Origin of the sequence: Nonomuraea basaltis (assembly GCF_005893125.1) — a bacterium.
Lineage (GTDB): Bacteria > Actinomycetota > Actinomycetes > Streptosporangiales > Streptosporangiaceae > Nonomuraea > Nonomuraea basaltis.
Map to the genome: position 1 here is coordinate 1 of NZ_VCJS01000156.1, position 19,421 is coordinate 19,421.

The following is a 19,421-nucleotide window of genomic DNA, read 5'->3' on the forward strand; positions in this document are numbered from 1 at the left end:
GCCCAGGCCACCACCGCGTCCACGCTGCCCGACGAGCAGCCGCCCGCCTCCGCCCCGGCCACCAACGGGCCGGCCGCGTCCATCCTCAACTCCGAGCAGACCGACCCGCAGAAGCTGTCGTTGTCCGAGGCGTTCCCGAAGAAGAAGGTCAGCGCGGCGGGCACCACGTTCACCAGGGTCAAGGCGAGCATGGAGACGACCTGTGACAAGGCCGCCACGGGCGCCTTCGCGGACGCGCTGAAGGAGCAGAAGTGCAGCCGCGTGCTGCGGGCCACGTACGTCGACAGCAAGCGCCGCTACGCCGTCACGACAGGCATAGCCGTGCTGCCGACCAAGGACGCGGCCACCGCCGCCGACCAGGCGAAGAATCTCGGCAAGAATGTCTGGTTCCGCCCCCTGCCGGGAGCGGCCGGGTCCGGCGGCGAGCGCGTGCACATCGCGGGCGGCTACGCGGCGGGCCTGGTGTGGGGCCGGTACATCGTCTTCAGCTACGCCACCCACACCGACGGCCACACCCCGGTGGCGAAGGAGAAGGCACTGCCCAAGGTCAGCGGCGCGTTCCGCGACCAGACCTCACTCGTTCTGGAGCGCCGCGTCACCAAGGATTGACAGAGCCCGGACTCGCCGCGTGGCCTCGGCGCGCGCGGCGAGCTCGGCGTCCGGCGGATAGCCGACCTCCTCCAGGCACAGCCCGTGGGCGGGCGCCACGTGCACCCCTGAGTCGCGTACGCCCCGGAGCAGCACCTCGCCCGGCCACTCCACCGGCCGCCGCCCTTCGCCTGCGGCCAGCAGCGAGCCGACCAGCGCCCGCACCATCGAGTGGCAGAACGCGTCGGCCACAACGGTGGCCACGAGCACGCCGTCCGGCTCGCGTACCCACGCCAGCCGCTGCAGCTCCCTGATCGTGGTGGCTCCCTCGCGCCTCTTGCAGAAGGCCGCGAAGTCGTGCTCGCCGATCAGCCGCGCCGCCGCCGCGTTCAGCGCGCCGAGATCCAGCGGCCGGTTGTGCCACACCACCTCACGACGCCGCAGCGGGTCGACGCCACCCACGGCATCGCTCACCCGGTACGCGTACCGCCGGAACGTCGCCGAGAACCGTGCGTCAAAGCCCTCAGGAGCCACCGAGACCCGATAAATCCGTACATCGGGTGTCAGGACCCCACCCAGCCGCCGAACGAGCGCAGAGAGCCGCTCACGCACGCCCAGCGGCCCGCGGTTCCCGTCCAGCTCGGCCAGCGACCCGTCGGGCACGTCCACGTGGGCGACCTGGCCGCGCGCGTGCACGCCAGCGTCGGTACGGCCGGCCACGGTCAGCATGGCGGGCTCGCCCAGCCGCAGGATCCGGCCGAGCGCCTGCTCGATCTCGCCCTGGACCGTGCGCCGCCCGGGCTGCCTGGCCCATCCGGAGAAGTCGGTCCCGTCGTACGCGAGGTCGAGGCGGAGCCGTACCACGCTGATCCTCCTATCGATGATCTCCTGTATCGAAAAGGGCCCGGATCCCCGTGAGGGGGTCCGGGCCCGATTCAGCCGCCTGAAAGATCAGGCCTCGTCCTTCTTCGCCTCAGCGGCCGGGGTCTCCTCGGCGGCGGCCTCGGGAGCCTCGGCGGTCTCCGCCGTGGCCTCCTCGGTCTCCTCAGCCTTGGGGGCCTCGGTCTCCTCCGCGGCGGGCGCGGGCGCCGCGGCGGCGGCCGGTGCCTCGGTGCGGCGGGTGGTGACGGCGTTCAGCGGCTCGGTCACCAGCTCGATGACCGCCATCGGGGCGTTGTCGCCCTTGCGCGGTCCGACCTTGGTGATGCGGGTGTAGCCACCGGGACGCTCGGCGAACGTCGTCGCGATCTCGGTGAAGAGGTGGTGCACGACGCCCTTGTCCTTGACGACGGTCAGGACCTGGCGACGGTTGTGGATGTCGCCCTTCTTCGCCTTGGTGATCAGGCGCTCCGCCACCGGACGCAGGCGCTTGGCCTTCGTGACCGTCGTGCGGATCTTGCCGTAGCGGAACAGATCGGTGGCCAGGTTGGCCAGGATCAGCCGCTCGTGCGCCGGGCTGCCGCCAAGACGTGCACCCTTGGTGGGCTTGGGCATTTCATCTCTCCTTGTGGATTAACCCGCCCCGGCCGTATCAGGTACCGGAGTCGGGCCGCGGGAATCGCTTGCGATCCCCGCGTTCTCAAACGCCCCGAAGGGACCTGGCCCTTTCGGGGCGGGAATCGCTAGCGATTCCCGCGATCTCAAACGCCCCGAAGGGACCTCGCCCTTTCGGGGGGTCGCGGGGGCAGAGCCCCCGCGTGGTCAGTACTGCTCGGTCTCGACGTACGCGCTGTCGTCGTCGTCGTAGCCGCCGCCGGCCACCGCGCTCGGGTCGAACCCGGGCGGGGAGTCCTTGAGCGCCAGCGTCATCTCGTGCAGCTTCTGCTTGACCTCTTCGATCGACTTGGCGCCGAAGTTCCTTATATCGAGCAGGTCCTGCTCGCTGCGGGCGACGAGCTCACCCACGGTGTGGATGCCCTCGCGCTTGAGGCAGTTGTAGGAGCGAACGGTCAGGTTCAGCTCCTCGATCGGCAGCGCCAGATCGGCGGCCAGAGCGGCGTCGGTCGGCGACGGGCCGATGTCGATGCCCTCGGCCTCGACGTTGAGCTCGCGGGCCAGGCCGAACAGCTCGACCAGGGTCTTGCCGGCGGAGGCCACCGCGTCGCGGGGCTTCATCGCGGGCTTGGTCTCGACGTCGAGGATGAGGCGGTCGAAGTCGGTACGCTGCTCGACTCGGGTCGCCTCGACCTTGTACGTGACCTTGAGCACCGGGGAGTAGATCGAGTCGATCGGAATGCGCCCGATCTCCTGGCCCGGCTGCTTGTTCTGGGCGGCGGAGACGTAGCCGCGACCGCGCTCGACGGTCAGCTCCATCTCCAGTTTCGCCTTGCCGTTGAGCGTGGCGATGCGAAGCTCGGGGTTGTGCACCTCGACACCGGCCGGGGGCGCGATGTCGGCGGCGGTGACCTCACCCGGGCCCTGCTTGCGCAGGTACATCACGACCGGCTCGTCGTGCTCGGACGAGACGACGAGCTCCTTGAGGTTGAGGATGATGTCGGTGACGTCTTCCTTGACCCCGGGAACGGTCGAGAACTCGTGCAGCACGCCCTCGATGCGGATGCTCGTCACGGCCGCGCCCGGAATGGACGACAGCAGCGTGCGGCGCAGCGAGTTGCCGATGGTGTAGCCGAAGCCCGGCTCCAGCGGCTCGATGACGAATCGGGACCGGGTGTCGTCGATCGACTCTTCGAGAAGAGTCGGACGCTGAGCGATCAGCATGAGTGGGTTCTCCCCTTTTCGTGTGGCGCCCGCTATATGACGCCACTCCGATAAACAGCCTAGTCCGGGTACGGCATGCCGCACCCGGACCAGCGAGTGACTACTTACTTCGAGTAGTACTCGACGATGAGCTGCTCCTGGACCTGGGTGTCGATCTGCTGGCGAACCGGCAGCTGGTGAACCAGGATGCGGAGCTTCTCGGGCACGACGCCGAGCCACGCGGGAACGGTGCGCTCGCCGGCGGTGGCGCGGGCCACCTCGTACGGCAGCAGGTTGCGCTTGGTCTCGCGGACCTCGATGATGTCGTGCTCGCGCACGCGGTAGGACGGGATGTCGACCTTCTTGCCGTTCACCAGGAAGTGGCCGTGGCGCACCTGCTGGCGGGCGGCGTCACGCGACTGGGCGAGCCCGGCGCGGTAGACGACGTTATCGAGGCGGCTCTCCAGGATCTGGAGCAGCACCTCACCCGACTTGCCGCTCTTGCGGGCGGCTTCCTCGTAGTAGTTGTGGAACTGCTTCTCGAGGACGCCGTAGATGCGGCGGGTCTTCTGCTTCTCGCGAAGCTGAAGCTGGTACTCGGACTCCTTGGGACGTCCGCGGCCGTGCTCACCCGGCGGGTAAGGACGGATCTCGATGGGGCACTTGGCGGACTCACACTTGCTGCCCTTGAGGAAGAGCTTGGTCTTCTCCCGACGGCAAAGCTTGCAGTCCGCGCCCGTGTAACGAGCCATTTCTCTCTATCTCCTGGGCTAAATCAGACGCGGCGGCGCTTGGGCGGGCGGCAGCCGTTGTGCGGAACCGGGGTGACGTCCTGGATCGAGCCCACTTCGAGGCCAGTGGCCTGCAGCGAGCGGATCGCGGTCTCACGGCCGGAGCCGGGACCCTTGACGAAGACGTCGACCTTGCGCATGCCGTGCTCCATGGCGCGACGAGCGGCGTTCTCCGCGGCCATCTGAGCGGCGAACGGGGTGGACTTACGGGAGCCCTTGAAACCCACGTGGCCGGCGCTGGCCCAGGAGATCACGTTCCCGGTCGGGTCCGTGATCGAGACGATCGTGTTGTTGAACGTGCTCTTGATGTGGGCGTGCCCATGAGCGACGTTCTTCTTCTCCTTGCGGCGCACCTTCTTCGGTGCACCCTGACGGCTCTTAGGAGGCATTGTTTGCCATTACTCCTGAGGTCTTCGGTCCGCGGCTGTGGACTACTTCTTACCGGGCTTCTTCTTACCGGCGACGGTCTTCTTCTTGCCCTTGCGGGTGCGCGCGTTCGTCTGCGTGCGCTGACCGTGGACCGGCAGGCCCTTGCGGTGCCGGATGCCCTGGTAGCAACCGATTTCGATCTTGCGGCGGATGTCGGCCTGGACCTCGCGGCGCAGGTCACCCTCGATCTTGTAGTTCGCCTCGATGTAGTCACGCATCGGGACGAGCTCGGTGTCGGAGAGCTGGTGGACCCGGAGGTCGCCGCTGACACCGGTGGCCTCGAGGATCTCCTGGGCGCGGGTGCGGCCGATTCCGTAAATGTAGGTGAGAGCGATCTCCAGCCGCTTGTCGCGGGGGAGGTCGACGCCAACCAGGCGAGCCATGGTCGGGCATTCTCCTTCTTTGTGGCGGAGGTCTTGCGCCTCACTACCCCTCCCCAATGCCCGGGGTGAGGGCCCCGGCCTCCGACCGGGGGTCTCCCGAGTGGTTCGAGCCTTCCGAAGAAGCCCGCCTGCTCAGGTGTGACACGCGATTACTGACTGCAGGCTCCTCATGCGTCGAGCCCGCTCCCTCGCGGGGCGGACTCGGAGAAGCCTTGCGGCGACTAGCCCTGGCGCTGCTTGTGGCGCAGGTTGTCGCAGATCACCATGACGCGACCGTGCCGGCGGATCACCTTGCACTTGTCGCAGATCTTCTTGACGCTCGGCTTTACCTTCATTGTCCTTTGTGTTCCTCAGACGTCTTACTTGTATCGGTAGACGATCCGCCCACGACTCAGGTCGTAGGGGCTCAGTTCAACGACTACCCGGTCGTCAGGAAGGATCCGGATGTAGTGCATCCGCATCCGTCCGCTGATATGGGCCAGGACCTTATGGCCGTTGTCGAGCTGCACCCGGAACATGGCGTTCGGGAGCGATTCGACCACAGTGCCCTCGATCTCGATGGCGCCGTCTTTCTTGGCCAAAATTCCTCGCGTTTCACTGATCGGTCGTCTGAGGCTCCGGTTCACTACGCAGCCGCGACCATCACGCTTCGAAGAGAGCGACGATCGGCAAAGATCGCCGACGCGTGACAAGTCATAGTGAGCCGACTAAGGAGTGTACGACACCTGAGCCAAAAACGCGAAACGCGTGCCAGGTGTCCTGACACAACCACGTAAAAGTCTACCCTACACCCACTCGTCCAGAGGCCCGCACAGCGGAAGGCCCGCCGGGGGAGAGATCCCGGCGGGCCTTCCTGGGGAGTGGGGCTCCTAGTAGATGCGGTGCACCGAACCGCAGTACTTGAACTTGCCGCCCCAGCAGGTGTACGTGTACAGCTTCTTGATGCCCTTCTTGCTCCAGGTGTGGTTCTCGGAGTTGTTCCAGCTGTAGAAGTGCTTGCCGGTGCCGCCGTTGCTGTACTCGTAGCGGAACCAGACGTAGCCGTTCTTCGGCGTGAACTCCTTGCCGTACCAGTGGGTGTAGACCTTGCCGTTCTTCTTCCAGGTCTTGCCGTAGGTGTAGGCCTTCTTGTTGCTGGAGTAGTACTTGCCCCAGTTGCCCATCGTGGTCGCCGTGGAGGCGGCGGTCTGGGTGGCGGTGGCCGCCTGGGCGGCGGGGGCGACGGCGAGGCCGGTCAGGGCGATGGAGCCGGCGAGAGCGGTGGCTGCTAGGACCTTGCGCATTTCGGTTCCTCCGTGAGTCGTGTTTCTCGACACAGCTCACGTTAGGAATCCGGCCCTATCCGTTCTGCGCACGAATGCACACAGTGCACTAGTGCACTCTCCTACGGGCTCTTCGGCTGGTTTCCGCCGAAAATGGTGCTCATCAGCAGGATCACGCCCCACGGGCCCATCACCCACAGCGGCCAGGGATAGACCAGGTCGCCCGACGAGAGGCTCACGATCAGCCAGATCACCCAGTTGATGCCGCTGGCCATGGCCCAAGCGCCCCAGGCCGCCCTCATGCCCGGATGCATGCCGCTCTGGCGGGCGGGAGTCGGCGCCACCTTGGCGGGACGGTGGCGCAGGTCCACGTCGGGCAGGTCGGCCGTTAACTTCGCCAGGTCGCCGTAGGTCTTGCTCTTGTAGAGCTGTTCGAGCCGCTCGTTGAACTCGTCCATCGTGATGCGGCCCTGAGCGGTGTGCTCGCGCAGGACGGCGGCCACCCGGTCGCGGTCGGAGTCGGATGCTCGCATGTCGGGACTGTTCGCCATCCCACCCACTCCCGGTTAGGTCTGCAGTTGAGCTAGGCGCTCTTTGCCCCCGTCTAGGGCGGTCAGCACCCAAGGACCATTATGTGTCACGGCGACGCTGTGTTCGAAGTGTGCGGAGGGCTTGCCGTCGATCGTGACCACGGTCCAGTCGTCGGCCAGCACCCGCGTGCGCTCCGTGCCCAGGTTGACCATGGGCTCGATGGCCAGGCACATGCCCTCCTCCAGCATCGGGCCGCGGCCGGGCTTGCCGTGGTTGGCGATCCACGGGTCCATGTGCATCTCAGTGCCGATGCCGTGGCCACCGTACTCGGGGGGAATGCCGAAGCGGCCCTGCGACTTGACGTACCGCTCGATCTCGTAGCCGATGTCGGAAAGGTTGCGGCCGGGCTTCAGCGCGGCGATGCCGCGCCACATGGCCTCCTCCGTGATGCGCATCAGGTCGGTCAGCTTGGTGTCCACCTCGCCGATCGCGACCGTGACGGCCGAGTCGCCGTGCCAGCCGTCGAGGATGGCGCCACAGTCGATCGAGACGATGTCGCCCTCGCGCAGCTTGCGCGCGTCGGTCGGGATGCCGTGCACCACCTCGTCGTTCACCGACGCGCAGATCGTCGCGGGAAAGCCCTGGTAGCCCTTGAACGACGGGATCGCGCCCTCCCCCCTGATCGCCTTCTCGGCGATGGCGTCGAGGTCGAGCGGCGTCATGCCGGGCTCGACCGAGCGCTTCAGCAGGTCGAGCGTGCGCCCGACCACCAGCCCCGCCGCCCGCATCTTCTCAAGCTGCTCCGTCGACTTGATCTGTATTCCGTGGCGGTTTCTCTTGAACATGCATTGCCCCCCATGGGTCTCAACGGGCCACCTGGGGGCCCAATCCCCCACAATAGCCGCGAGGTGGCACGGAAACCCGTGCCACCTCCGCAATCTGTGCTGCCGCAGCTAGCCCATGAACGGGCGGATCGCCTCCATGGCCCGCTGGGTGACCTCCTCGACCGGACCGGTCGCGTCGACCCCCACGAGGATGCCCTCGTCGGCGTAGTAGGAGACCAGCGGTGCCGTCTGCTCCTGGTAGACCTCCAGGCGGTGCCTGACGGTCTCTTCCTTGTCGTCGTCACGCTGGAACAGCGCGCCCCCGCACGCGTCGCACCTGTCGTCCTTCTTGTCGTCGAACTCAACGTGCCAGATGCGGCCGCACTGACTGCAGGTGCGCCGGCCGGCCAGCCGCCTGACCACCTCGTCGTCGTCGACGACGAGCTCCAGGACGAGGTCCAGCGCCTGGCCCCAGTCCTTGAGCATGTCGCGCAGGATCTCGGCCTGCGCGACGTTCCTCGGAAAGCCGTCGAGCAGGAAGCCGTCCTGCGCGTCGTCCTCCGAGAGGCGGTCGCGGACCATGGCGATGGTGACCTCGTCGGGCACCAGGTCGCCACGGTCCATGAACGTCTTGGCCAGCTTGCCAAGGTCCGTGCCGCCCGACACGTTGGCACGGAAGATGTCACCTGTCGAGATCTTCGGGATGGACAGGTTCGATGCGATGAACTGGGCCTGTGTCCCCTTACCCGCTCCGGGGGGCCCGACCAGAACGAGACGCACTACCGCAGGAAGCCTTCGTAATTACGCTGCTGCAGCTGGCTCTCGATCTGCTTCACCGTGTCCAGGCCGACGCCTACCATGATCAGAATGCTCGTCCCTCCGAACGGGAAGTTCTGGCTCGCACCGGCCACCGCCAGCGCGACGATCGGGACCATGGAGATCAGACCCAGATAGAGCGCGCCGGGCGCGGTCAGACGGGTGAGCACGAAGTTCAGGTATTCAGCCGTCGGACGGCCGGGACGGATGCCCGGAATGAAACCACCGTACTTCTTCATGTTGTCGGCGACTTCAGCGGGGTTGAACGTGATGGACACGTAGAAGTACGTGAAGAAGACGATCAGCAGGAAGAACGTGGCCATGTAGATCGGGGTGTCGCCCGTGGCCAGGTTCTGTGCGATCCACCGGACCACCACGTTGTCGCTGGTCTGGAAGAGCGAGGTGATCAGCTGCGGCAGGTAGAGCAGCGAAGACGCGAAGATGACCGGGATGATGCCGGCCTGGTTGACCTTCAGCGGGATGTAGGTGGACGTGCCGCCGTACATCCGGCGCCCGACCATCCGCTTGGCGTACTGCACCGGGATGCGCCGCTGCCCCTGCTCGACGAAGACCACCGCGGCGATCATGAAGACGCCGACGACCAGGACGACCGCGAAGGTGAACTTGTTGGCCTGGAAGATGTTGGCCAGCTCGGACGGGAAGACCGCCACGATCTGGGTGAAGATCAGGATGGACATGCCGTTGCCGACGCCGCGGTCGGTGATGAGCTCACCCAGCCACATGATCACCGAGGTGCCGGCCGTCATGATGACCACCATCGTGACGATGCCGAAGATGTTGTCGGGGTCGAGCAGCACGTCCTGCTGGCAGTTCGGGAAGAGCTGGCCGGTGCGGGCCAGCGCGATGAACGCGGTCGACTGCAGGACCGCGAGGCCGATGGTCAGATAACGCGTGTACTGCGTGATCTTCGTCTGGCCGGCCTGGCCTTCCTTCTTGAGAGCCTCAAGACGTGGAATCACGACGACGAGCAGTTGCAGAATGATGCTCGCGGTGATGTACGGCATGATGCCCAGCGCGAACACCGAAAGCTTCAGGAGCGCACCACCGCTGAAAAGCTGCACCATCCCGTAGATGTTGCCGGCGGCTCCGTTACGGGCCTGATCGAAACAGGCCGCGAGGTTCTGGACGTGAACTCCCGGAGTCGGAAGAACCGAGCCGAGACGGAATAGCGCGATGATGCCCAGGGTGAAGAGCAACTTTTTGCGCAGGTCCGGTGTCCGGAACGCCCGGGTAAACGCGGTCAGCACGGTCCCTCCTGCGCGCCTTTACGGCGGTGTGAGTATGCGATGGTGCGGGGATCTGCCATCTCAAGTCTTAGGTCTAACGAGCCGGACAGAAGCCTGCCGTCTCGCGAACTCTAACGCACTACGGGCGTGGGGGCATTTGTCAAAGCCCCCACGCCTCGTAATAGCTCTTACAGCTCGGTAACGGAGCCACCGGCGGCGGCGATCTTCTCCTTCGCGGCGGACGAGAAGGCGTGAGCCCGCACGTTCACCGAGACCGAGATCTCGCCGGTGCCGAGCACCTTCACGAGCTGGTTCTTGCGGACAGCACCCTTGGCGACCAGCGCCTCGACGGTGACCTCGCCACCTTCGGGGAACAGCTCGCCGAGCCTGTCGAGGTTGACGACCTGGTAGGTCGTCTTGAACAGGGCGTTGGAGAAGCCCTTGAGCTTCGGCAGACGCCTCTGCAGCGGCACCTGGCCACCCTCGAAACCGAGGGGGACCGTCGTACGGGCGTGGCTGCCCTTGGTGCCGCGACCCGCGGTCTTGCCCTTGGACGCCTCGCCACGGCCCTTGCGGACCTTGGACTTGTTGGAGCCCGGGGCGGGACGCAGGTCGTGAATCTTGAGCGGAGCCTTGTCAGTCATGACTAGTCGACCTCTTCCACCTCGACGAGGTGCGTCACCACGGAGACCATCCCGCGAATCTCGGGCCGGTCCTCCTTGACGACGACATCGCCGATTCGCTTCAGGCCAAGCGAGCGCAGCGAATCACGCTGGTTCTGCTTGCCACCGATCTTCGAGCGAACCTGAGTGATCTTCAGGCGTGCCATGACTAGCTCACCGCCTTCGCGGCCGCGGCCTCCGCGATGCCCTCGCGCTGAGCCTTGAGCATCCGGGCCGGAGCCACGTCCTCGATCGGCAGACCACGGCGGGCGGCGATCTCCTCGGGGCGCGAGAGGCCCTTCAGAGCCGCCACGGTGGCGTGCACGATGTTGATCGGGTTGTCCGAGCCGAGCGACTTGGACAGCACGTCGTGGATGCCCGCGCACTCCAGCACCGCACGCACCGGGCCACCGGCGATGACGCCGGTACCGGCCGAGGCCGGACGCAGGAAGACGACGCCGGCCGCCTCTTCGCCCTGCACGGTGTGCGGGATGGTGCCCTGGATCCGAGGCACCTTGAAGAAGTGCTTCTTCGCCTCTTCGACGCCCTTGGCGATGGCCGCGGGGACTTCCTTGGCCTTGCCATAGCCGACGCCGACCAGGCCGTTGCCGTCGCCGACGACGACGAGAGCGGTGAAGCTGAAGCGACGACCACCCTTCACGACCTTGGCCACTCGGTTGATCTTCACTACACGCTCGATGTACGAGACGCCCTTGTCGGCGGCGCCACCGCGGCGATCGTCACGACGGTCTCGCCGCTCGCCACCGGTGCCGCCACCGCGACGCGGAGCTGCAGCCATCAGTGGTTCCTCATCTCAGTTGCCATTAGTTGCGATCCCCGGGCCCTCATCAGAACTCGAGCCCGCCCTCGCGGGCGCTGTCAGCCAGCGCCGCGATCCGACCTGCATACCGGTTGCCACCGCGGTCGAAGACGACCTTGGTGATCCCGGCTTCCTTGGCCCGCTGAGCGAGGAGCTCGCCGACCTTCTTGGCCTTCCCCGTCTTGTCCGCCTCCAGCGTGCGCAGCGAGGAGTCCATGGTGGACGCGCTCACCAGCGTGTGGCCGACGGTGTCGTCCACGATCTGGACGAACATGTGACGGGTAGAACGGTTGACGACCAGGCGCGGACGCTCGGCCGTACCGACGACGTTCTTGCGGACGCGGCGGTGACGGCGGGCCCGCGAGACGGTGCGGGCAGCCGTGTGCTTGCTGAACGCAGTCTTCGGAGCCATGCCTACTTACCAGCCTTTCCGACCTTGCGGCGGATCTGTTCGCCCTGGTAACGCACGCCCTTGCCCTTATACGGGTCAGGCTTGCGCAACTTGCGGATGTTGGCCGCGACCTCGCCGACCTTCTGCTTGTCGATGCCGTCCACGTGGAACACGGTCGGCTTCTCGACGCGGAAGGTGACGCCCTCGGGGGCGTCGACGATGACCGGGTGACTGAAGCCCAGAGAGAACTCCAGCTGCGCCGGGCCCTTGGCCTGAACGCGGTAACCGACGCCGACGATCTCCAGGGACTTGGAGTAGCCCTGGGTGACGCCCTGCACCATGTTGGCGATCAGCGTCCTGGACAGGCCGTGCAGCGCACGGACCTTGTTCTCGTCGTTGGGCCGGCTGACGGCGATGGCGCCGTCGTCGTCCCGAACCACCTTGATGGGCTCGGCGACCTTGTGAGAAAGCGTGCCCTTCGGGCCCTTGACCTGGACATCCTGGCCGGTGATCGTGATGTCTACGCCACTTGGCACAGGGATGGGCAGCCGTCCGATTCTCGACATGCTGTGTACCTCCCCTCTACCAGACGTAGGCGAGGACTTCCCCGCCCACGCCACGCTTGCCGGCCTGCTTGTCGGTCATGAGGCCGTGGGACGTCGAGATGATCGCGACGCCCAGTCCGCCCAGGACTCGAGGCAGGTTGTCCTTCTTTGCATAAACCCGCAGACCGGGCTTGGAAACCCGGCGCAGGCCCGCGAGCGACCGCTCACGGGTGGGCCCGAACTTGAGCTCCACCACGAGGTTCTTACCAACCTTGGCGTCCTCGACGGCCCAAGCCTGGATGTAGCCCTCCTGCTGGAGGATCTCGGCGATGTGCGCCTTGATCTTCGAATACGGCATCGACACACTCTCGTGGTACGCCGAGTTCGCGTTTCGCAGACGTGTCAGCATGTCTGCGATCGGGTCGGTCATCGTCATGGCCAGTGGCCTTCCTCGCCGCGGTTTCCAGTCGGCCAAGCAGTGCTCTGCCGGTGGACCTTCGGCGCGGTCACGGACGCGGTGCGTCCTGTTTTCAACTTGATATGTATGGCAGGCGATCACCCAGGGGCGACACGAGGTCGCCCTCAGGGTATCTACCAGCTCGACTTGGTGATGCCGGGCAGCTCGCCCCGGTGCGCCATCTCGCGGAAGCACACGCGGCAGAGCCCGAACTTACGGTAGACGGCGCGGGGCCGGCCACAGCGCGTGCACCGGGTGTACGCCCGGACCTCGAACTTCTGCTTGCGCCCCGCCTTGGCGATCAGCGACTTCTTCGCCATTGGATCAGGCCTCCTTGAACGGGAAGCCGAGGAGCTTCAGCAGCGCCCGGCCCTGGTCGTCGTTCTTCGCGGTGGTCACGATCGTGATGTCCATGCCCCGCGGCCGGTCGACCTTGTCCTGGTCGACCTCGTGGAACATGACCTGCTCGGTCAGACCGAAGGTGTAGTTGCCGTTGCCGTCGAACTGCTTGGGCGACAGGCCGCGGAAGTCCCTGATGCGGGGCAGCGCGAGCGCCAGCAGCCGGTCGAGGAACTCCCACATACGGTCGCCGCGCAGCGTGACGTGCGCGCCGATCGGCATGCCCTCGCGCAGCTTGAACTGGGCGATGGACTTGCGCGCCCGGACGACGGCCGGCTTCTGGCCGGTGATCGCGGTGAGGTCGCGGACGGCACCCTCGATGAGCTTGGAGTCACGAGCCGCCTCGCCGACACCCATGTTGACCTTGATCTTGGTCAAGCCAGGGATCTGCATGACGTTCTCGATGCCGAACTGCTCGCGAAGCTGGGCCGCGATCTCCTCGCGGTACTTCGTCTTGAGTCGCGGCGTCGGGCGCTCGGTCTCAGTGGTCGTGGCAGTCATCAGCTGTCCTCACCCGTCTCCTCGGCCTTCTCGGCCTTCTTGTCGGCGGGCTTCTCGTCCTTGAGCTTCTTCACGTTCGACACGTGGATGGGAGCCTCCATGGTCTGCACGCCGCCGGTCTTGGCGCCGCGCGGACCCTGGTGGGTCTCCTTCTCGTGCTTCTTGATCATGTTGACGCCCTCGACCACCACGCGGTCCTCGCGCGGGTGAGTGGCGATCACACGACCCTTGGCACCCTTGTCCTTGCCGGCGATGACCTGAACCAGGTCACCCTTCTTCACATGCAGCTTCGGCATTACAACACCTCCGGGGCGAGCGAGATGATGCGCATGAACTTCTTGTCGCGCAGCTCGCGGCCGACCGGGCCGAAGATACGAGTGCCACGAGGGTCACCGCTGTCCTTGATGATGACGGCGGCGTTCTCGTCGAAGCGGATGTAGGAGCCGTCGGGCCGGCGGCGCTCCTTGACCGTGCGGACGATGACGGCCTTGACCACATCGCCCTTCTTGACGCCCGTGCTGCCGGGCAGCGCGTCCTTGACAGTGGCGACGATGATGTCGCCGATACCGGCGTAGCGTCGGCCCGAGCCGCCGAGAACACGGATGCAAAGGATTTCCTTCGCCCCCGTGTTGTCGGCGACCTTGAGCCGCGACTCCTGCTGGATCACGTTGAACTCCTGTTAGTCGCGCCGGTTCTCCCGCGGGGGCTCCCCCCGCGAACCCCCTGAAAAGCTCCGTGCTTTGCACGTCTTTCCCGAGATCCGCGGAAGCAGAGCTTCCGCGTTGAGCCTGGCGGAACCTGTCATTGTCTTGGTCCTCCGGCCACAGCCCCGTGGAACCCTCCAGGAGGGCCTGGGACCGCACCGCAGGCGACGCGAGGCCCTAGGGGACCTCGCGTCCTTGGACACCGTCATGGGGGCTCTGAGAGCCCCCACGAGGCGCGGTATATCCGAGAGGACGAGTTGGATGGTCGAGTCCGCCTCACCTTGCACCCTGAGGTCTGCTTTCGCATCCCTCAGCGTCCGGTTCGGCTTCCTCTCCTACTTGGCCTTCTCGAGGATCTCCACGACCCTCCACCGCTTGGTGGCGGAGAGGGGGCGGGTCTCCATGAGCAGCACGCGGTCGCCGACGCCGCAGGCGTTGGCCTCGTCGTGTGCCTTGTACTTGGTCGTACGGCGGATGACCTTGCCGTACAGACGGTGCTTGACGCGGTCCTCGACGGCGACGACGACGGTCTTGTCCATCTTGTCGCTGACGACGAGGCCCTCGCGGACCTTGCGGAAGTTCCGCCCGGCCTCGGTCTCCTCAGTGGTGCTGCTGGTCTCGGTCTCAGCCATCGCTCGACTCCTTCTCGACCGTGACGATGCCGAGCTCGCGCTCGCGCATCACGGTGTAGATACGGGCGATCTCGCGGCGGACGGCCCGCAGCCGCCCGTGGCTCTCCAACTGACCGGTCGCCGCCTGGAAGCGGAGGTTGAAAAGCTCCTCCTTCGCCTCCTTGAGCTTCTGGGCCAGGGTGTCCTGGTCCTCCACTCGCAGCTCGCCGGCGGTCAGGCCCTTAGCCATCACGCCTCACCCACTTCACGCTTAACGATCTTGCACTTCATTGGAAGCTTGTGGATCGCCCTGGTGAGCGCCTCGCGCGCGATCGGCTCGGAGACACCCGACAGCTCGAACATCACGCGTCCGGGCTTGACGTTGGCGATCCACCACTCCGGCGAACCCTTACCGGAACCCATGCGGGTCTCGGCAGGCTTCTTGGTGAGGGGACGGTCGGGGTAGATGTTGATCCACACCTTTCCGCCACGCTTGATGTGACGGGTCATCGCAATACGAGCCGACTCGATCTGGCGGTTGGTCACATAGGAGTGCTCCATCGCCTGGATGCCGAACTCGCCGAACACGACCCTGGTGCCGCCCTTGGCGGCTCCGCTGCGGTCGGGCCGGTGCTGCTTGCGGTGCTTGACCCTGCGCGGGATCAGCATGGTCAGCTCCCTTCAGCACCCGGCTGCGCAGCCGGGCCGGTCTCGGGGGCAGCCTGCGGGGCCGCCTCGGTGCGGGGGGCGCGGTCGCCGCGGCCGCCGCCACCGCCACCACGACGGGGACGGTCACCGCCACCACGACGGGGACGCTCGCCGCCGCCGCCACCGCCACCGCCGCCACGGCGGTCGTCGCGGTCACGACGCTGGCCGGCACGAGCACCGGCGGCTGCCGCCTCGCGCTCGGCGCGGCTGGTCGGAGCCTCGCCCTTGTAGATCCAGACCTTCACGCCGATGCGGCCGAAGGTCGTACGGGCCTCGTAGAGGCCGTAGTCGATGTCCGCGCGGAGGGTGTGCAGCGGCACGCGGCCCTCGCGGTAGAACTCCGACCTCGACATCTCGGCGCCGCCCAGACGACCGGAGCACTGGACACGGATGCCCTTGGCGCCGGACTTCATGGCCGACTGCATCGCCTTGCGCATGGCGCGGCGGAACGAGACACGGCTGGACAGCTGCTCGGCCACGCCCTGCGCGACGAGCTGCGCGTCGATCTCCGGGTTCTTGACCTCGAGGATGTTCAGCTGGACCTGCTTCTTGGTCAGCTTCTCCAGGTCGCCACGGATACGGTCCGCCTCGGCGCCGCGCCGGCCGATCACGATGCCGGGACGCGCGGTGTGGATGTCCACCTGAACGCGGTCCGTCGTGCGCTCGATCTCGACCTTGGAGATGCCGGCCCGCTCCATGCCCTTCTGCAGCATGCGGCGGATCGCCACGTCCTCGGCGACGTATGCCTTGTACAGCTTGTCGGCGTACCACCGGCTCTTGAAGTCGGTCGTGATGCCGAGGCGGAACCCGTGCGGGTTAACCTTCTGGCCCACTATCGGGTCCTTCCCTTCGGCTCGCGGGACTCCACGATCACAGTGATGTGGCTCGTCCGCTTGTTGATCCGATAGGCACGACCCTGTGCACGCGGACGGAACCGCTTCAGCGTCGGGCCCTCGTCGACCCACGCGCGGCTCACGACGAGCGTGCTCGGGTCGAGATCGAAATTGTGCTCAGCGTTCGCCATGGCGCTGCTGAGCACCTTGTAGATCGGCTCGCTCGCCGACTGGGGAGCGAACTGCAGCACGGCCTGCGCCTCCGAAGCGGGCAGCCCGCGAATAAGGTCCACCACGCGGCGGGCCTTGAGGGGCGTGACACGGACGAACCGCGCCTGAGCCCTGGCTTCCATCGCTTACTCCTCTAATACTTCTGAAGGCGTCTATCGCCGGCTGCGCCGGTCGTCCTTGACGTGGCTGCGGAACGTCCGCGTGGGGGCGAACTCTCCGAGCTTGTGGCCGATCATCGACTCGGTGACGAACACCGGGACGTGCTTGCGGCCGTCGTGCACGGCGATCGTGTGCCCGAGCATGTCGGGAACGATCATGGAGCGCCGCGACCACGTCTTGATGACGGTTTTGGTGCCCTTCTCGTTCTGGGCGTCCACCTTCTTGGCGAGGTGGTCGTCCACGAAGGGACCCTTCTTTAGGCTACGTGGCATTTCGGCTGCTCCTACCGCTTCTTCCTCTTGCTCCGACGACGGATGATCAGCCGGTCGCTGGACTTGTTGGCCTGGCGGGTGCGGCCCTCAGGCTTACCCTTCGGGTTCACCGGGTGGCGACCGCCGGAGGTCTTGCCCTCACCACCACCGTGTGGGTGGTCGACGGGGTTCATCGCGACACCGCGAACGGTCGGGCGCTTGCCCTTCCACCGCATACGGCCGGCCTTGCCCCAGTTGATGTTGGCCTGCTCGGCGTTGCCGACCTGACCCACCGACGCCCGGCAGCGCACGTCGACCATGCGCATTTCACCGGACGGCATACGCAGCGTGGCGTAGGTGCCTTCCTTGGCGAGCAGCTGGATCTGGGCGCCCGCGGAACGGCCGAGCTTGGCGCCGCCGCCCGGACGGAGCTCCACCGCGTGGATGAAGGTACCGGTCGGGATGTTGCGCAGCGGCAGGCAGTTGCCCGGCTTGATGTCGGCAGCGGGGCCGTTCTCGATTCGGTCGCCCTGCTTGAGGCCCGTCGGCGCGATGATGTAGCGCTTCTCGCCGTCGGCGTAGTGGAGCAGAGCGATGTTGGCGGTGCGGTTGGGGTCGTACTCGATGTGAGCGACCTTCGCCGGAATGCCGTCCTTGTCATGCCTACGGAAGTCAATGATCCGGTAGGCGCGCTTGTGACCGCCGCCTTGGTGGCGAGCGGTGACCCGGCCGTGTACGTTGCGGCCGCCCTTGCTGTGAAGGGGCGCAAGCAGCGACTTCTCAGGGGTGCTGCGGGTGATCTCGGAGAAGTCCGAGACACTCGACCCGCGGCGACCCGGAGTCGTCGGCTTGTACTTACGGATGCCCATCTTTTTCGTTCATCCTTCGTCGGTTACATGGGTGAGCCCGCCGCACCGGAGTGCGGCGGTCTCAGCCCCGCGGACCGCATTCGGCCCGCTCACTTCTATGGCTGCTAGCCGATCTGACCGAAGATGTCGATCCGATCGCCCTCGACCAGGCTCACGATTGCGCGCTTGGTGTCGGGACGCTTGCCGAAACCGGTACGGGTCCGCTTGCGCTTGCCCTGCCGGTTGATGGTGTTCACGCTGGTGACCTTGACCCCGAAGATCTGCTCAACAGCGATCTTGACCTGGGTCTTGTTCGCGGTCTTCTTCACCAGGAACGTGTACTTGTTGTTGTCATCGATCAGGCCATAGCTCTTCTCAGAGACGACCGGCTTGATGATGATGTCGCGCGGGTCGGCGATCTTCTCCATCAGGCGTCTTCCTTCCCGCCCTGGCTCAGACGAGCGACGACCTGGTCGTAAGCCTCCTGCGTGAAGACCACGTCGTCGTGCACGAGCACGTCGTAGGTGTTGAGCTGCCCGGAGTCCAGCAGGTGGACCTCGGGAGCGTTACGCAGGCTCATCCACGTCAGCTCGTCGGCCTCGTCGACCACGAGGAGCACGCGCGGAGCCTGGGTGATCTTGCGCAGTGCCTCCAGGGCAGCCTTGGTCTTGGGGGTCTCCCCCGCGACCAGCGAGCTGACCACGTGGACGCGGCCGCCGCCGGCCCGGTCGGACAGGGCGCCACGCAGGGCGGCGACCTTCATCTTCTTGGGCGTGCGCTGCGCGTAGTCACGCGGCACGGGGCCGTGAACCACGCCACCGCCGGCGAACTGCGGCGCGCGGGTCGAGCCCTGACGGGCGCGGCCGGTGCCCTTCTGGCGGTACGGCTTCTTGCCGCCGCCGCGAACCTCACCACGGGTCTTGGCCTTGTGGGTGCCCTGCCGGCGAGCGGCGAGCTGGGCCACGACCACCTGGTGGATCAGCGGAATGTTGACCTTGGCGCCGAAGATGTCCTCGGGCAGGTCAACGGTGCCGGCCTTCGCGCCGCTGGCGTCGAGGACGTCAATAGTGGTGCTCACTTGGCAGCCCCCTTCTTGGCAGCGGTACGGACGAGGACCAGGCTTCCGTTGGCGCCGGGGATCGCACCCTTGATCAGGATGAGACCGTTCTCGGCGTCCACGGAGTGAACTTTGAGGCTCTGCACGGTGGTGCGGACGTTACCCATCCGGCCAGCCATACGCAGACCCTTGAAAACGCGGCCCGGGGTGGCGCAGCCACCGATGGAACCCGGCGAGCGGTGCTTGCGCTGCGTACCGTGCGACGCGCCCAGACCCTTGAATCCGTGCCGCTTCATGACACCGGCGAAGCCCTTGCCCTTGCTCTTGCCCGTCACGTCGACGAACTGGCCCGGCTCGAAGGTGTCGGCCAGCAGCTCCTGGCCCAGGGTGTAGTCGTTCGCGTCGTCGGTGCGGATCTCCGCGAAGTAACGGCGCGGGGTGATGTCGTGCTTACGCAGGTAGTCGCCGAGCGGCTTGTTGACCTTCCTGGGGTCGACCTGCCCGAAGCCGAGCTGGACGGCGGCGTAGCCGTCCTTCTCGGGAGTGCGGACGCGGGTCACCACGCACGGACCGGCCTCCACCACGGTCACCGGAACCATCCGGTTGTCCGCGTCGAAGACCTGGGTCATGCCGAGCTTCTTGCCCAGGACGCCCTTGATCGTCTTAGCCATGTCAG

Annotated in this window: 34 protein-coding genes; 1 reads left to right on the top strand and 33 read right to left on the bottom strand. The window is 66.3% G+C overall.

The features are described 5' to 3' along the window. The coding region (locus tag EJK15_RS71475; RefSeq protein WP_171074939.1) for a hypothetical protein at nt 1-609 on the top strand (609 nt) is incomplete at its 5' end. Here the strand turns inward: EJK15_RS71475 and truA are convergent. The 33 genes from truA to rplC all read right to left on the bottom strand — a co-directional run bounded on the left by truA (nt 574) and on the right by rplC (nt 19,416). Beyond that, nucleotides 574-1,452: a tRNA pseudouridine(38-40) synthase TruA gene (gene truA / locus EJK15_RS47140; RefSeq protein ID WP_138717000.1), complete on the bottom strand. Its 879-nt coding sequence runs from the start codon at nt 1,450-1,452 to the stop codon at nt 574-576. The genes EJK15_RS71475 and truA overlap by 36 nt on opposite strands. Before the next feature lie 87 nt (nt 1,453-1,539). Further along, the gene (gene rplQ, locus EJK15_RS47145) at nt 1,540-2,082 is read right to left on the bottom strand and encodes a 50S ribosomal protein L17 (RefSeq protein WP_138717001.1); all 543 of its coding nucleotides are present in this window, start codon (nt 2,080-2,082) and stop codon (nt 1,540-1,542) included. Between the two features lie 207 nt (nt 2,083-2,289). Further along, nucleotides 2,290-3,306 (bottom strand): DNA-directed RNA polymerase subunit alpha, encoded by a 1,017-nt coding sequence (locus EJK15_RS47150; RefSeq protein WP_138670590.1) that lies wholly within the window; start codon nt 3,304-3,306, stop codon nt 2,290-2,292. A gap of 104 nt (nt 3,307-3,410) precedes the next feature. Next, entirely contained in the window at nt 3,411-4,037 is a 627-nt protein-coding gene (gene rpsD / locus EJK15_RS47155) for a 30S ribosomal protein S4 (RefSeq protein ID WP_138717002.1), read from the bottom strand. A 23-nt stretch (nt 4,038-4,060) separates the two neighbouring features. Further along, the gene (gene rpsK / locus EJK15_RS47160; RefSeq protein ID WP_091090131.1) at nt 4,061-4,465 is read right to left on the bottom strand and encodes a 30S ribosomal protein S11; all 405 of its coding nucleotides are present in this window, start codon (nt 4,463-4,465) and stop codon (nt 4,061-4,063) included. Nucleotides 4,466-4,507: 42 nt separating this feature from the next. Then, nucleotides 4,508-4,888, bottom strand: coding sequence for a 30S ribosomal protein S13 (gene rpsM / locus EJK15_RS47165; protein ID WP_138717003.1), 381 nt, complete (start codon nt 4,886-4,888; stop codon nt 4,508-4,510). A gap of 221 nt (nt 4,889-5,109) precedes the next feature. Further along, on the bottom strand, nt 5,110-5,223 hold the full coding sequence (gene rpmJ / locus EJK15_RS47170; protein WP_003956441.1) for a 50S ribosomal protein L36: 114 nt from the start codon (nt 5,221-5,223) through the stop codon (nt 5,110-5,112). Nucleotides 5,224-5,247: 24 nt separating this feature from the next. Continuing rightward, complete coding sequence (gene infA, locus EJK15_RS47175; RefSeq protein ID WP_012887858.1) at nt 5,248-5,469, bottom strand: translation initiation factor IF-1; 222 nt, start codon at nt 5,467-5,469, stop codon at nt 5,248-5,250. A 288-nt stretch (nt 5,470-5,757) separates the two neighbouring features. After that, nucleotides 5,758-6,171 carry a hypothetical protein gene (locus tag EJK15_RS47180; RefSeq protein ID WP_138717004.1) on the bottom strand — a complete coding sequence of 138 codons (414 nt, stop codon included), beginning with the start codon at nt 6,169-6,171 and terminating at the stop codon, nt 5,758-5,760. Between the two features lie 101 nt (nt 6,172-6,272). Then, the gene (locus EJK15_RS47185; RefSeq protein WP_240777666.1) at nt 6,273-6,683 is read right to left on the bottom strand and encodes a DUF1707 SHOCT-like domain-containing protein; all 411 of its coding nucleotides are present in this window, start codon (nt 6,681-6,683) and stop codon (nt 6,273-6,275) included. Nucleotides 6,684-6,716: 33 nt separating this feature from the next. Further along, nucleotides 6,717-7,526 (bottom strand): type I methionyl aminopeptidase, encoded by an 810-nt coding sequence (map, locus tag EJK15_RS47190; protein ID WP_138717006.1) that lies wholly within the window; start codon nt 7,524-7,526, stop codon nt 6,717-6,719. 108 nt (nt 7,527-7,634) lie between these two features. Further along, complete coding sequence (locus tag EJK15_RS47195) at nt 7,635-8,285, bottom strand: adenylate kinase (protein WP_138717007.1); 651 nt, start codon at nt 8,283-8,285, stop codon at nt 7,635-7,637. Then, complete coding sequence (gene secY, locus EJK15_RS47200) at nt 8,285-9,589, bottom strand: preprotein translocase subunit SecY (protein WP_138717008.1); 1,305 nt, start codon at nt 9,587-9,589, stop codon at nt 8,285-8,287. The genes EJK15_RS47195 and secY overlap by 1 nt, the downstream gene beginning before the upstream one ends. 167 nt (nt 9,590-9,756) lie before the next feature. Continuing rightward, nucleotides 9,757-10,212: a 50S ribosomal protein L15 gene (gene rplO, locus EJK15_RS47205; RefSeq protein ID WP_138717009.1), complete on the bottom strand. Its 456-nt coding sequence runs from the start codon at nt 10,210-10,212 to the stop codon at nt 9,757-9,759. Nucleotides 10,213-10,214: 2 nt separating this feature from the next. Beyond that, nucleotides 10,215-10,397 (bottom strand): 50S ribosomal protein L30, encoded by a 183-nt coding sequence (gene rpmD / locus EJK15_RS47210; protein WP_080043226.1) that lies wholly within the window; start codon nt 10,395-10,397, stop codon nt 10,215-10,217. 2 nt (nt 10,398-10,399) lie between these two features. Beyond that, the gene (rpsE, locus tag EJK15_RS47215) at nt 10,400-11,029 is read right to left on the bottom strand and encodes a 30S ribosomal protein S5 (RefSeq protein WP_049572667.1); all 630 of its coding nucleotides are present in this window, start codon (nt 11,027-11,029) and stop codon (nt 10,400-10,402) included. A 49-nt stretch (nt 11,030-11,078) separates the two neighbouring features. Continuing rightward, nucleotides 11,079-11,462: a 50S ribosomal protein L18 gene (gene rplR, locus EJK15_RS47220; protein ID WP_138717010.1), complete on the bottom strand. Its 384-nt coding sequence runs from the start codon at nt 11,460-11,462 to the stop codon at nt 11,079-11,081. 2 nt (nt 11,463-11,464) lie between these two features. Then, nucleotides 11,465-12,007 (bottom strand): 50S ribosomal protein L6, encoded by a 543-nt coding sequence (gene rplF, locus EJK15_RS47225; RefSeq protein ID WP_138717011.1) that lies wholly within the window; start codon nt 12,005-12,007, stop codon nt 11,465-11,467. 16 nt (nt 12,008-12,023) lie between these two features. Then, nucleotides 12,024-12,422 carry a 30S ribosomal protein S8 gene (rpsH, locus tag EJK15_RS47230; RefSeq protein ID WP_138717012.1) on the bottom strand — a complete coding sequence of 133 codons (399 nt, stop codon included), beginning with the start codon at nt 12,420-12,422 and terminating at the stop codon, nt 12,024-12,026. 155 nt (nt 12,423-12,577) lie between these two features. Next, entirely contained in the window at nt 12,578-12,763 is a 186-nt protein-coding gene (locus EJK15_RS47235) for a type Z 30S ribosomal protein S14 (protein ID WP_090769707.1), read from the bottom strand. Nucleotides 12,764-12,767: 4 nt separating this feature from the next. Beyond that, nucleotides 12,768-13,343, bottom strand: a complete 576-nt coding sequence (gene rplE / locus EJK15_RS47240) for a 50S ribosomal protein L5 (RefSeq protein WP_138717013.1) — start codon at nt 13,341-13,343, stop codon at nt 12,768-12,770. Next, nucleotides 13,343-13,630 (bottom strand): 50S ribosomal protein L24, encoded by a 288-nt coding sequence (gene rplX, locus EJK15_RS47245; protein WP_240777667.1) that lies wholly within the window; start codon nt 13,628-13,630, stop codon nt 13,343-13,345. The genes rplE and rplX overlap by 1 nt, the downstream gene beginning before the upstream one ends. Nucleotides 13,631-13,638: 8 nt before the next feature. Next, nucleotides 13,639-14,010, bottom strand: a complete 372-nt coding sequence (gene rplN, locus EJK15_RS47250) for a 50S ribosomal protein L14 (RefSeq protein WP_106253399.1) — start codon at nt 14,008-14,010, stop codon at nt 13,639-13,641. Between the two features lie 372 nt (nt 14,011-14,382). Beyond that, nucleotides 14,383-14,679, bottom strand: a complete 297-nt coding sequence (gene rpsQ / locus EJK15_RS47255) for a 30S ribosomal protein S17 (RefSeq protein WP_138717015.1) — start codon at nt 14,677-14,679, stop codon at nt 14,383-14,385. Continuing rightward, the gene (gene rpmC, locus EJK15_RS47260) at nt 14,672-14,908 is read right to left on the bottom strand and encodes a 50S ribosomal protein L29 (RefSeq protein ID WP_138717016.1); all 237 of its coding nucleotides are present in this window, start codon (nt 14,906-14,908) and stop codon (nt 14,672-14,674) included. Before rpmC ends, rpsQ begins: the two co-directional genes overlap by 8 nt. Beyond that, nucleotides 14,908-15,327, bottom strand: coding sequence for a 50S ribosomal protein L16 (rplP, locus tag EJK15_RS47265; protein WP_138717017.1), 420 nt, complete (start codon nt 15,325-15,327; stop codon nt 14,908-14,910). The genes rpmC and rplP overlap by 1 nt, the downstream gene beginning before the upstream one ends. A gap of 2 nt (nt 15,328-15,329) precedes the next feature. Beyond that, a complete protein-coding gene (gene rpsC / locus EJK15_RS47270; RefSeq protein ID WP_138717018.1) occupies nt 15,330-16,199 on the bottom strand; it encodes a 30S ribosomal protein S3 in 870 nt (289 codons plus the stop codon). Next, the gene (rplV, locus tag EJK15_RS47275; RefSeq protein WP_103960883.1) at nt 16,199-16,552 is read right to left on the bottom strand and encodes a 50S ribosomal protein L22; all 354 of its coding nucleotides are present in this window, start codon (nt 16,550-16,552) and stop codon (nt 16,199-16,201) included. The genes rpsC and rplV overlap by 1 nt, the downstream gene beginning before the upstream one ends. A gap of 30 nt (nt 16,553-16,582) precedes the next feature. Then, nucleotides 16,583-16,861 (bottom strand): 30S ribosomal protein S19, encoded by a 279-nt coding sequence (gene rpsS / locus EJK15_RS47280; RefSeq protein WP_138717019.1) that lies wholly within the window; start codon nt 16,859-16,861, stop codon nt 16,583-16,585. An 11-nt stretch (nt 16,862-16,872) separates the two neighbouring features. After that, a complete protein-coding gene (rplB, locus tag EJK15_RS47285; protein ID WP_138717020.1) occupies nt 16,873-17,709 on the bottom strand; it encodes a 50S ribosomal protein L2 in 837 nt (278 codons plus the stop codon). 104 nt (nt 17,710-17,813) lie between these two features. After that, entirely contained in the window at nt 17,814-18,116 is a 303-nt protein-coding gene (rplW, locus tag EJK15_RS47290) for a 50S ribosomal protein L23 (protein ID WP_138717021.1), read from the bottom strand. After that, nucleotides 18,116-18,766 (bottom strand): 50S ribosomal protein L4, encoded by a 651-nt coding sequence (gene rplD / locus EJK15_RS47295; RefSeq protein ID WP_138717022.1) that lies wholly within the window; start codon nt 18,764-18,766, stop codon nt 18,116-18,118. Before rplD ends, rplW begins: the two co-directional genes overlap by 1 nt. Further along, nucleotides 18,763-19,416 carry a 50S ribosomal protein L3 gene (gene rplC, locus EJK15_RS47300; RefSeq protein ID WP_138717023.1) on the bottom strand — a complete coding sequence of 218 codons (654 nt, stop codon included), beginning with the start codon at nt 19,414-19,416 and terminating at the stop codon, nt 18,763-18,765. Before rplC ends, rplD begins: the two co-directional genes overlap by 4 nt. Nucleotides 19,417-19,421: the final 5 nt, after the last annotated feature.

Excerpts from the sequence above, each read along its gene's own strand:
- rplR (WP_138717010.1), bottom strand. The coding sequence starts at position 11,462 with ATGGCTCCGAAGACTGCGTTCAGCAAGCACACGGCTGCCCGCACCGTC.
- EJK15_RS47180 (WP_138717004.1), bottom strand. The coding sequence starts at position 6,171 with ATGCGCAAGGTCCTAGCAGCCACCGCTCTCGCCGGCTCCATCGCCCTG.
- rpsS (WP_138717019.1), bottom strand. The coding sequence starts at position 16,861 with ATGCCACGTAGCCTAAAGAAGGGTCCCTTCGTGGACGACCACCTCGCC.
- EJK15_RS47185 (WP_240777666.1), bottom strand. The coding sequence starts at position 6,683 with ATGCGAGCATCCGACTCCGACCGCGACCGGGTGGCCGCCGTCCTGCGC.
- rplE (WP_138717013.1), bottom strand. The coding sequence starts at position 13,343 with ATGACTGCCACGACCACTGAGACCGAGCGCCCGACGCCGCGACTCAAG.
- EJK15_RS47150 (WP_138670590.1), bottom strand. The coding sequence starts at position 3,306 with ATGCTGATCGCTCAGCGTCCGACTCTTCTCGAAGAGTCGATCGACGAC.
- rpsD (WP_138717002.1), bottom strand. The coding sequence starts at position 4,037 with ATGGCTCGTTACACGGGCGCGGACTGCAAGCTTTGCCGTCGGGAGAAG.
- rplC (WP_138717023.1), bottom strand. The coding sequence starts at position 19,416 with ATGGCTAAGACGATCAAGGGCGTCCTGGGCAAGAAGCTCGGCATGACC.
- rplB (WP_138717020.1), bottom strand. The coding sequence starts at position 17,709 with ATGGGCATCCGTAAGTACAAGCCGACGACTCCGGGTCGCCGCGGGTCG.
- map (WP_138717006.1), bottom strand. The coding sequence starts at position 7,526 with ATGTTCAAGAGAAACCGCCACGGAATACAGATCAAGTCGACGGAGCAG.
- rplP (WP_138717017.1), bottom strand. The coding sequence starts at position 15,327 with ATGCTGATCCCGCGCAGGGTCAAGCACCGCAAGCAGCACCGGCCCGAC.
- EJK15_RS47235 (WP_090769707.1), bottom strand. The coding sequence starts at position 12,763 with ATGGCGAAGAAGTCGCTGATCGCCAAGGCGGGGCGCAAGCAGAAGTTC.
- rplV (WP_103960883.1), bottom strand. The coding sequence starts at position 16,552 with ATGGAAGCCAGGGCTCAGGCGCGGTTCGTCCGTGTCACGCCCCTCAAG.
- rplQ (WP_138717001.1), bottom strand. The coding sequence starts at position 2,082 with ATGCCCAAGCCCACCAAGGGTGCACGTCTTGGCGGCAGCCCGGCGCAC.
- rpsM (WP_138717003.1), bottom strand. The coding sequence starts at position 4,888 with ATGGCTCGCCTGGTTGGCGTCGACCTCCCCCGCGACAAGCGGCTGGAG.
- rpsK (WP_091090131.1), bottom strand. The coding sequence starts at position 4,465 with ATGCCTCCTAAGAGCCGTCAGGGTGCACCGAAGAAGGTGCGCCGCAAG.
- rpmJ (WP_003956441.1), bottom strand. The coding sequence starts at position 5,223 with ATGAAGGTAAAGCCGAGCGTCAAGAAGATCTGCGACAAGTGCAAGGTG.
- rplW (WP_138717021.1), bottom strand. The coding sequence starts at position 18,116 with ATGGAGAAGATCGCCGACCCGCGCGACATCATCATCAAGCCGGTCGTC.
- rpsE (WP_049572667.1), bottom strand. The coding sequence starts at position 11,029 with ATGGCTGCAGCTCCGCGTCGCGGTGGCGGCACCGGTGGCGAGCGGCGA.
- rplO (WP_138717009.1), bottom strand. The coding sequence starts at position 10,212 with ATGACTGACAAGGCTCCGCTCAAGATTCACGACCTGCGTCCCGCCCCG.
- rpmD (WP_080043226.1), bottom strand. The coding sequence starts at position 10,397 with ATGGCACGCCTGAAGATCACTCAGGTTCGCTCGAAGATCGGTGGCAAG.
- rplF (WP_138717011.1), bottom strand. The coding sequence starts at position 12,007 with ATGTCGAGAATCGGACGGCTGCCCATCCCTGTGCCAAGTGGCGTAGAC.
- rpmC (WP_138717016.1), bottom strand. The coding sequence starts at position 14,908 with ATGGCTAAGGGCCTGACCGCCGGCGAGCTGCGAGTGGAGGACCAGGAC.
- rpsQ (WP_138717015.1), bottom strand. The coding sequence starts at position 14,679 with ATGGCTGAGACCGAGACCAGCAGCACCACTGAGGAGACCGAGGCCGGG.
- rpsH (WP_138717012.1), bottom strand. The coding sequence starts at position 12,422 with ATGACGATGACCGACCCGATCGCAGACATGCTGACACGTCTGCGAAAC.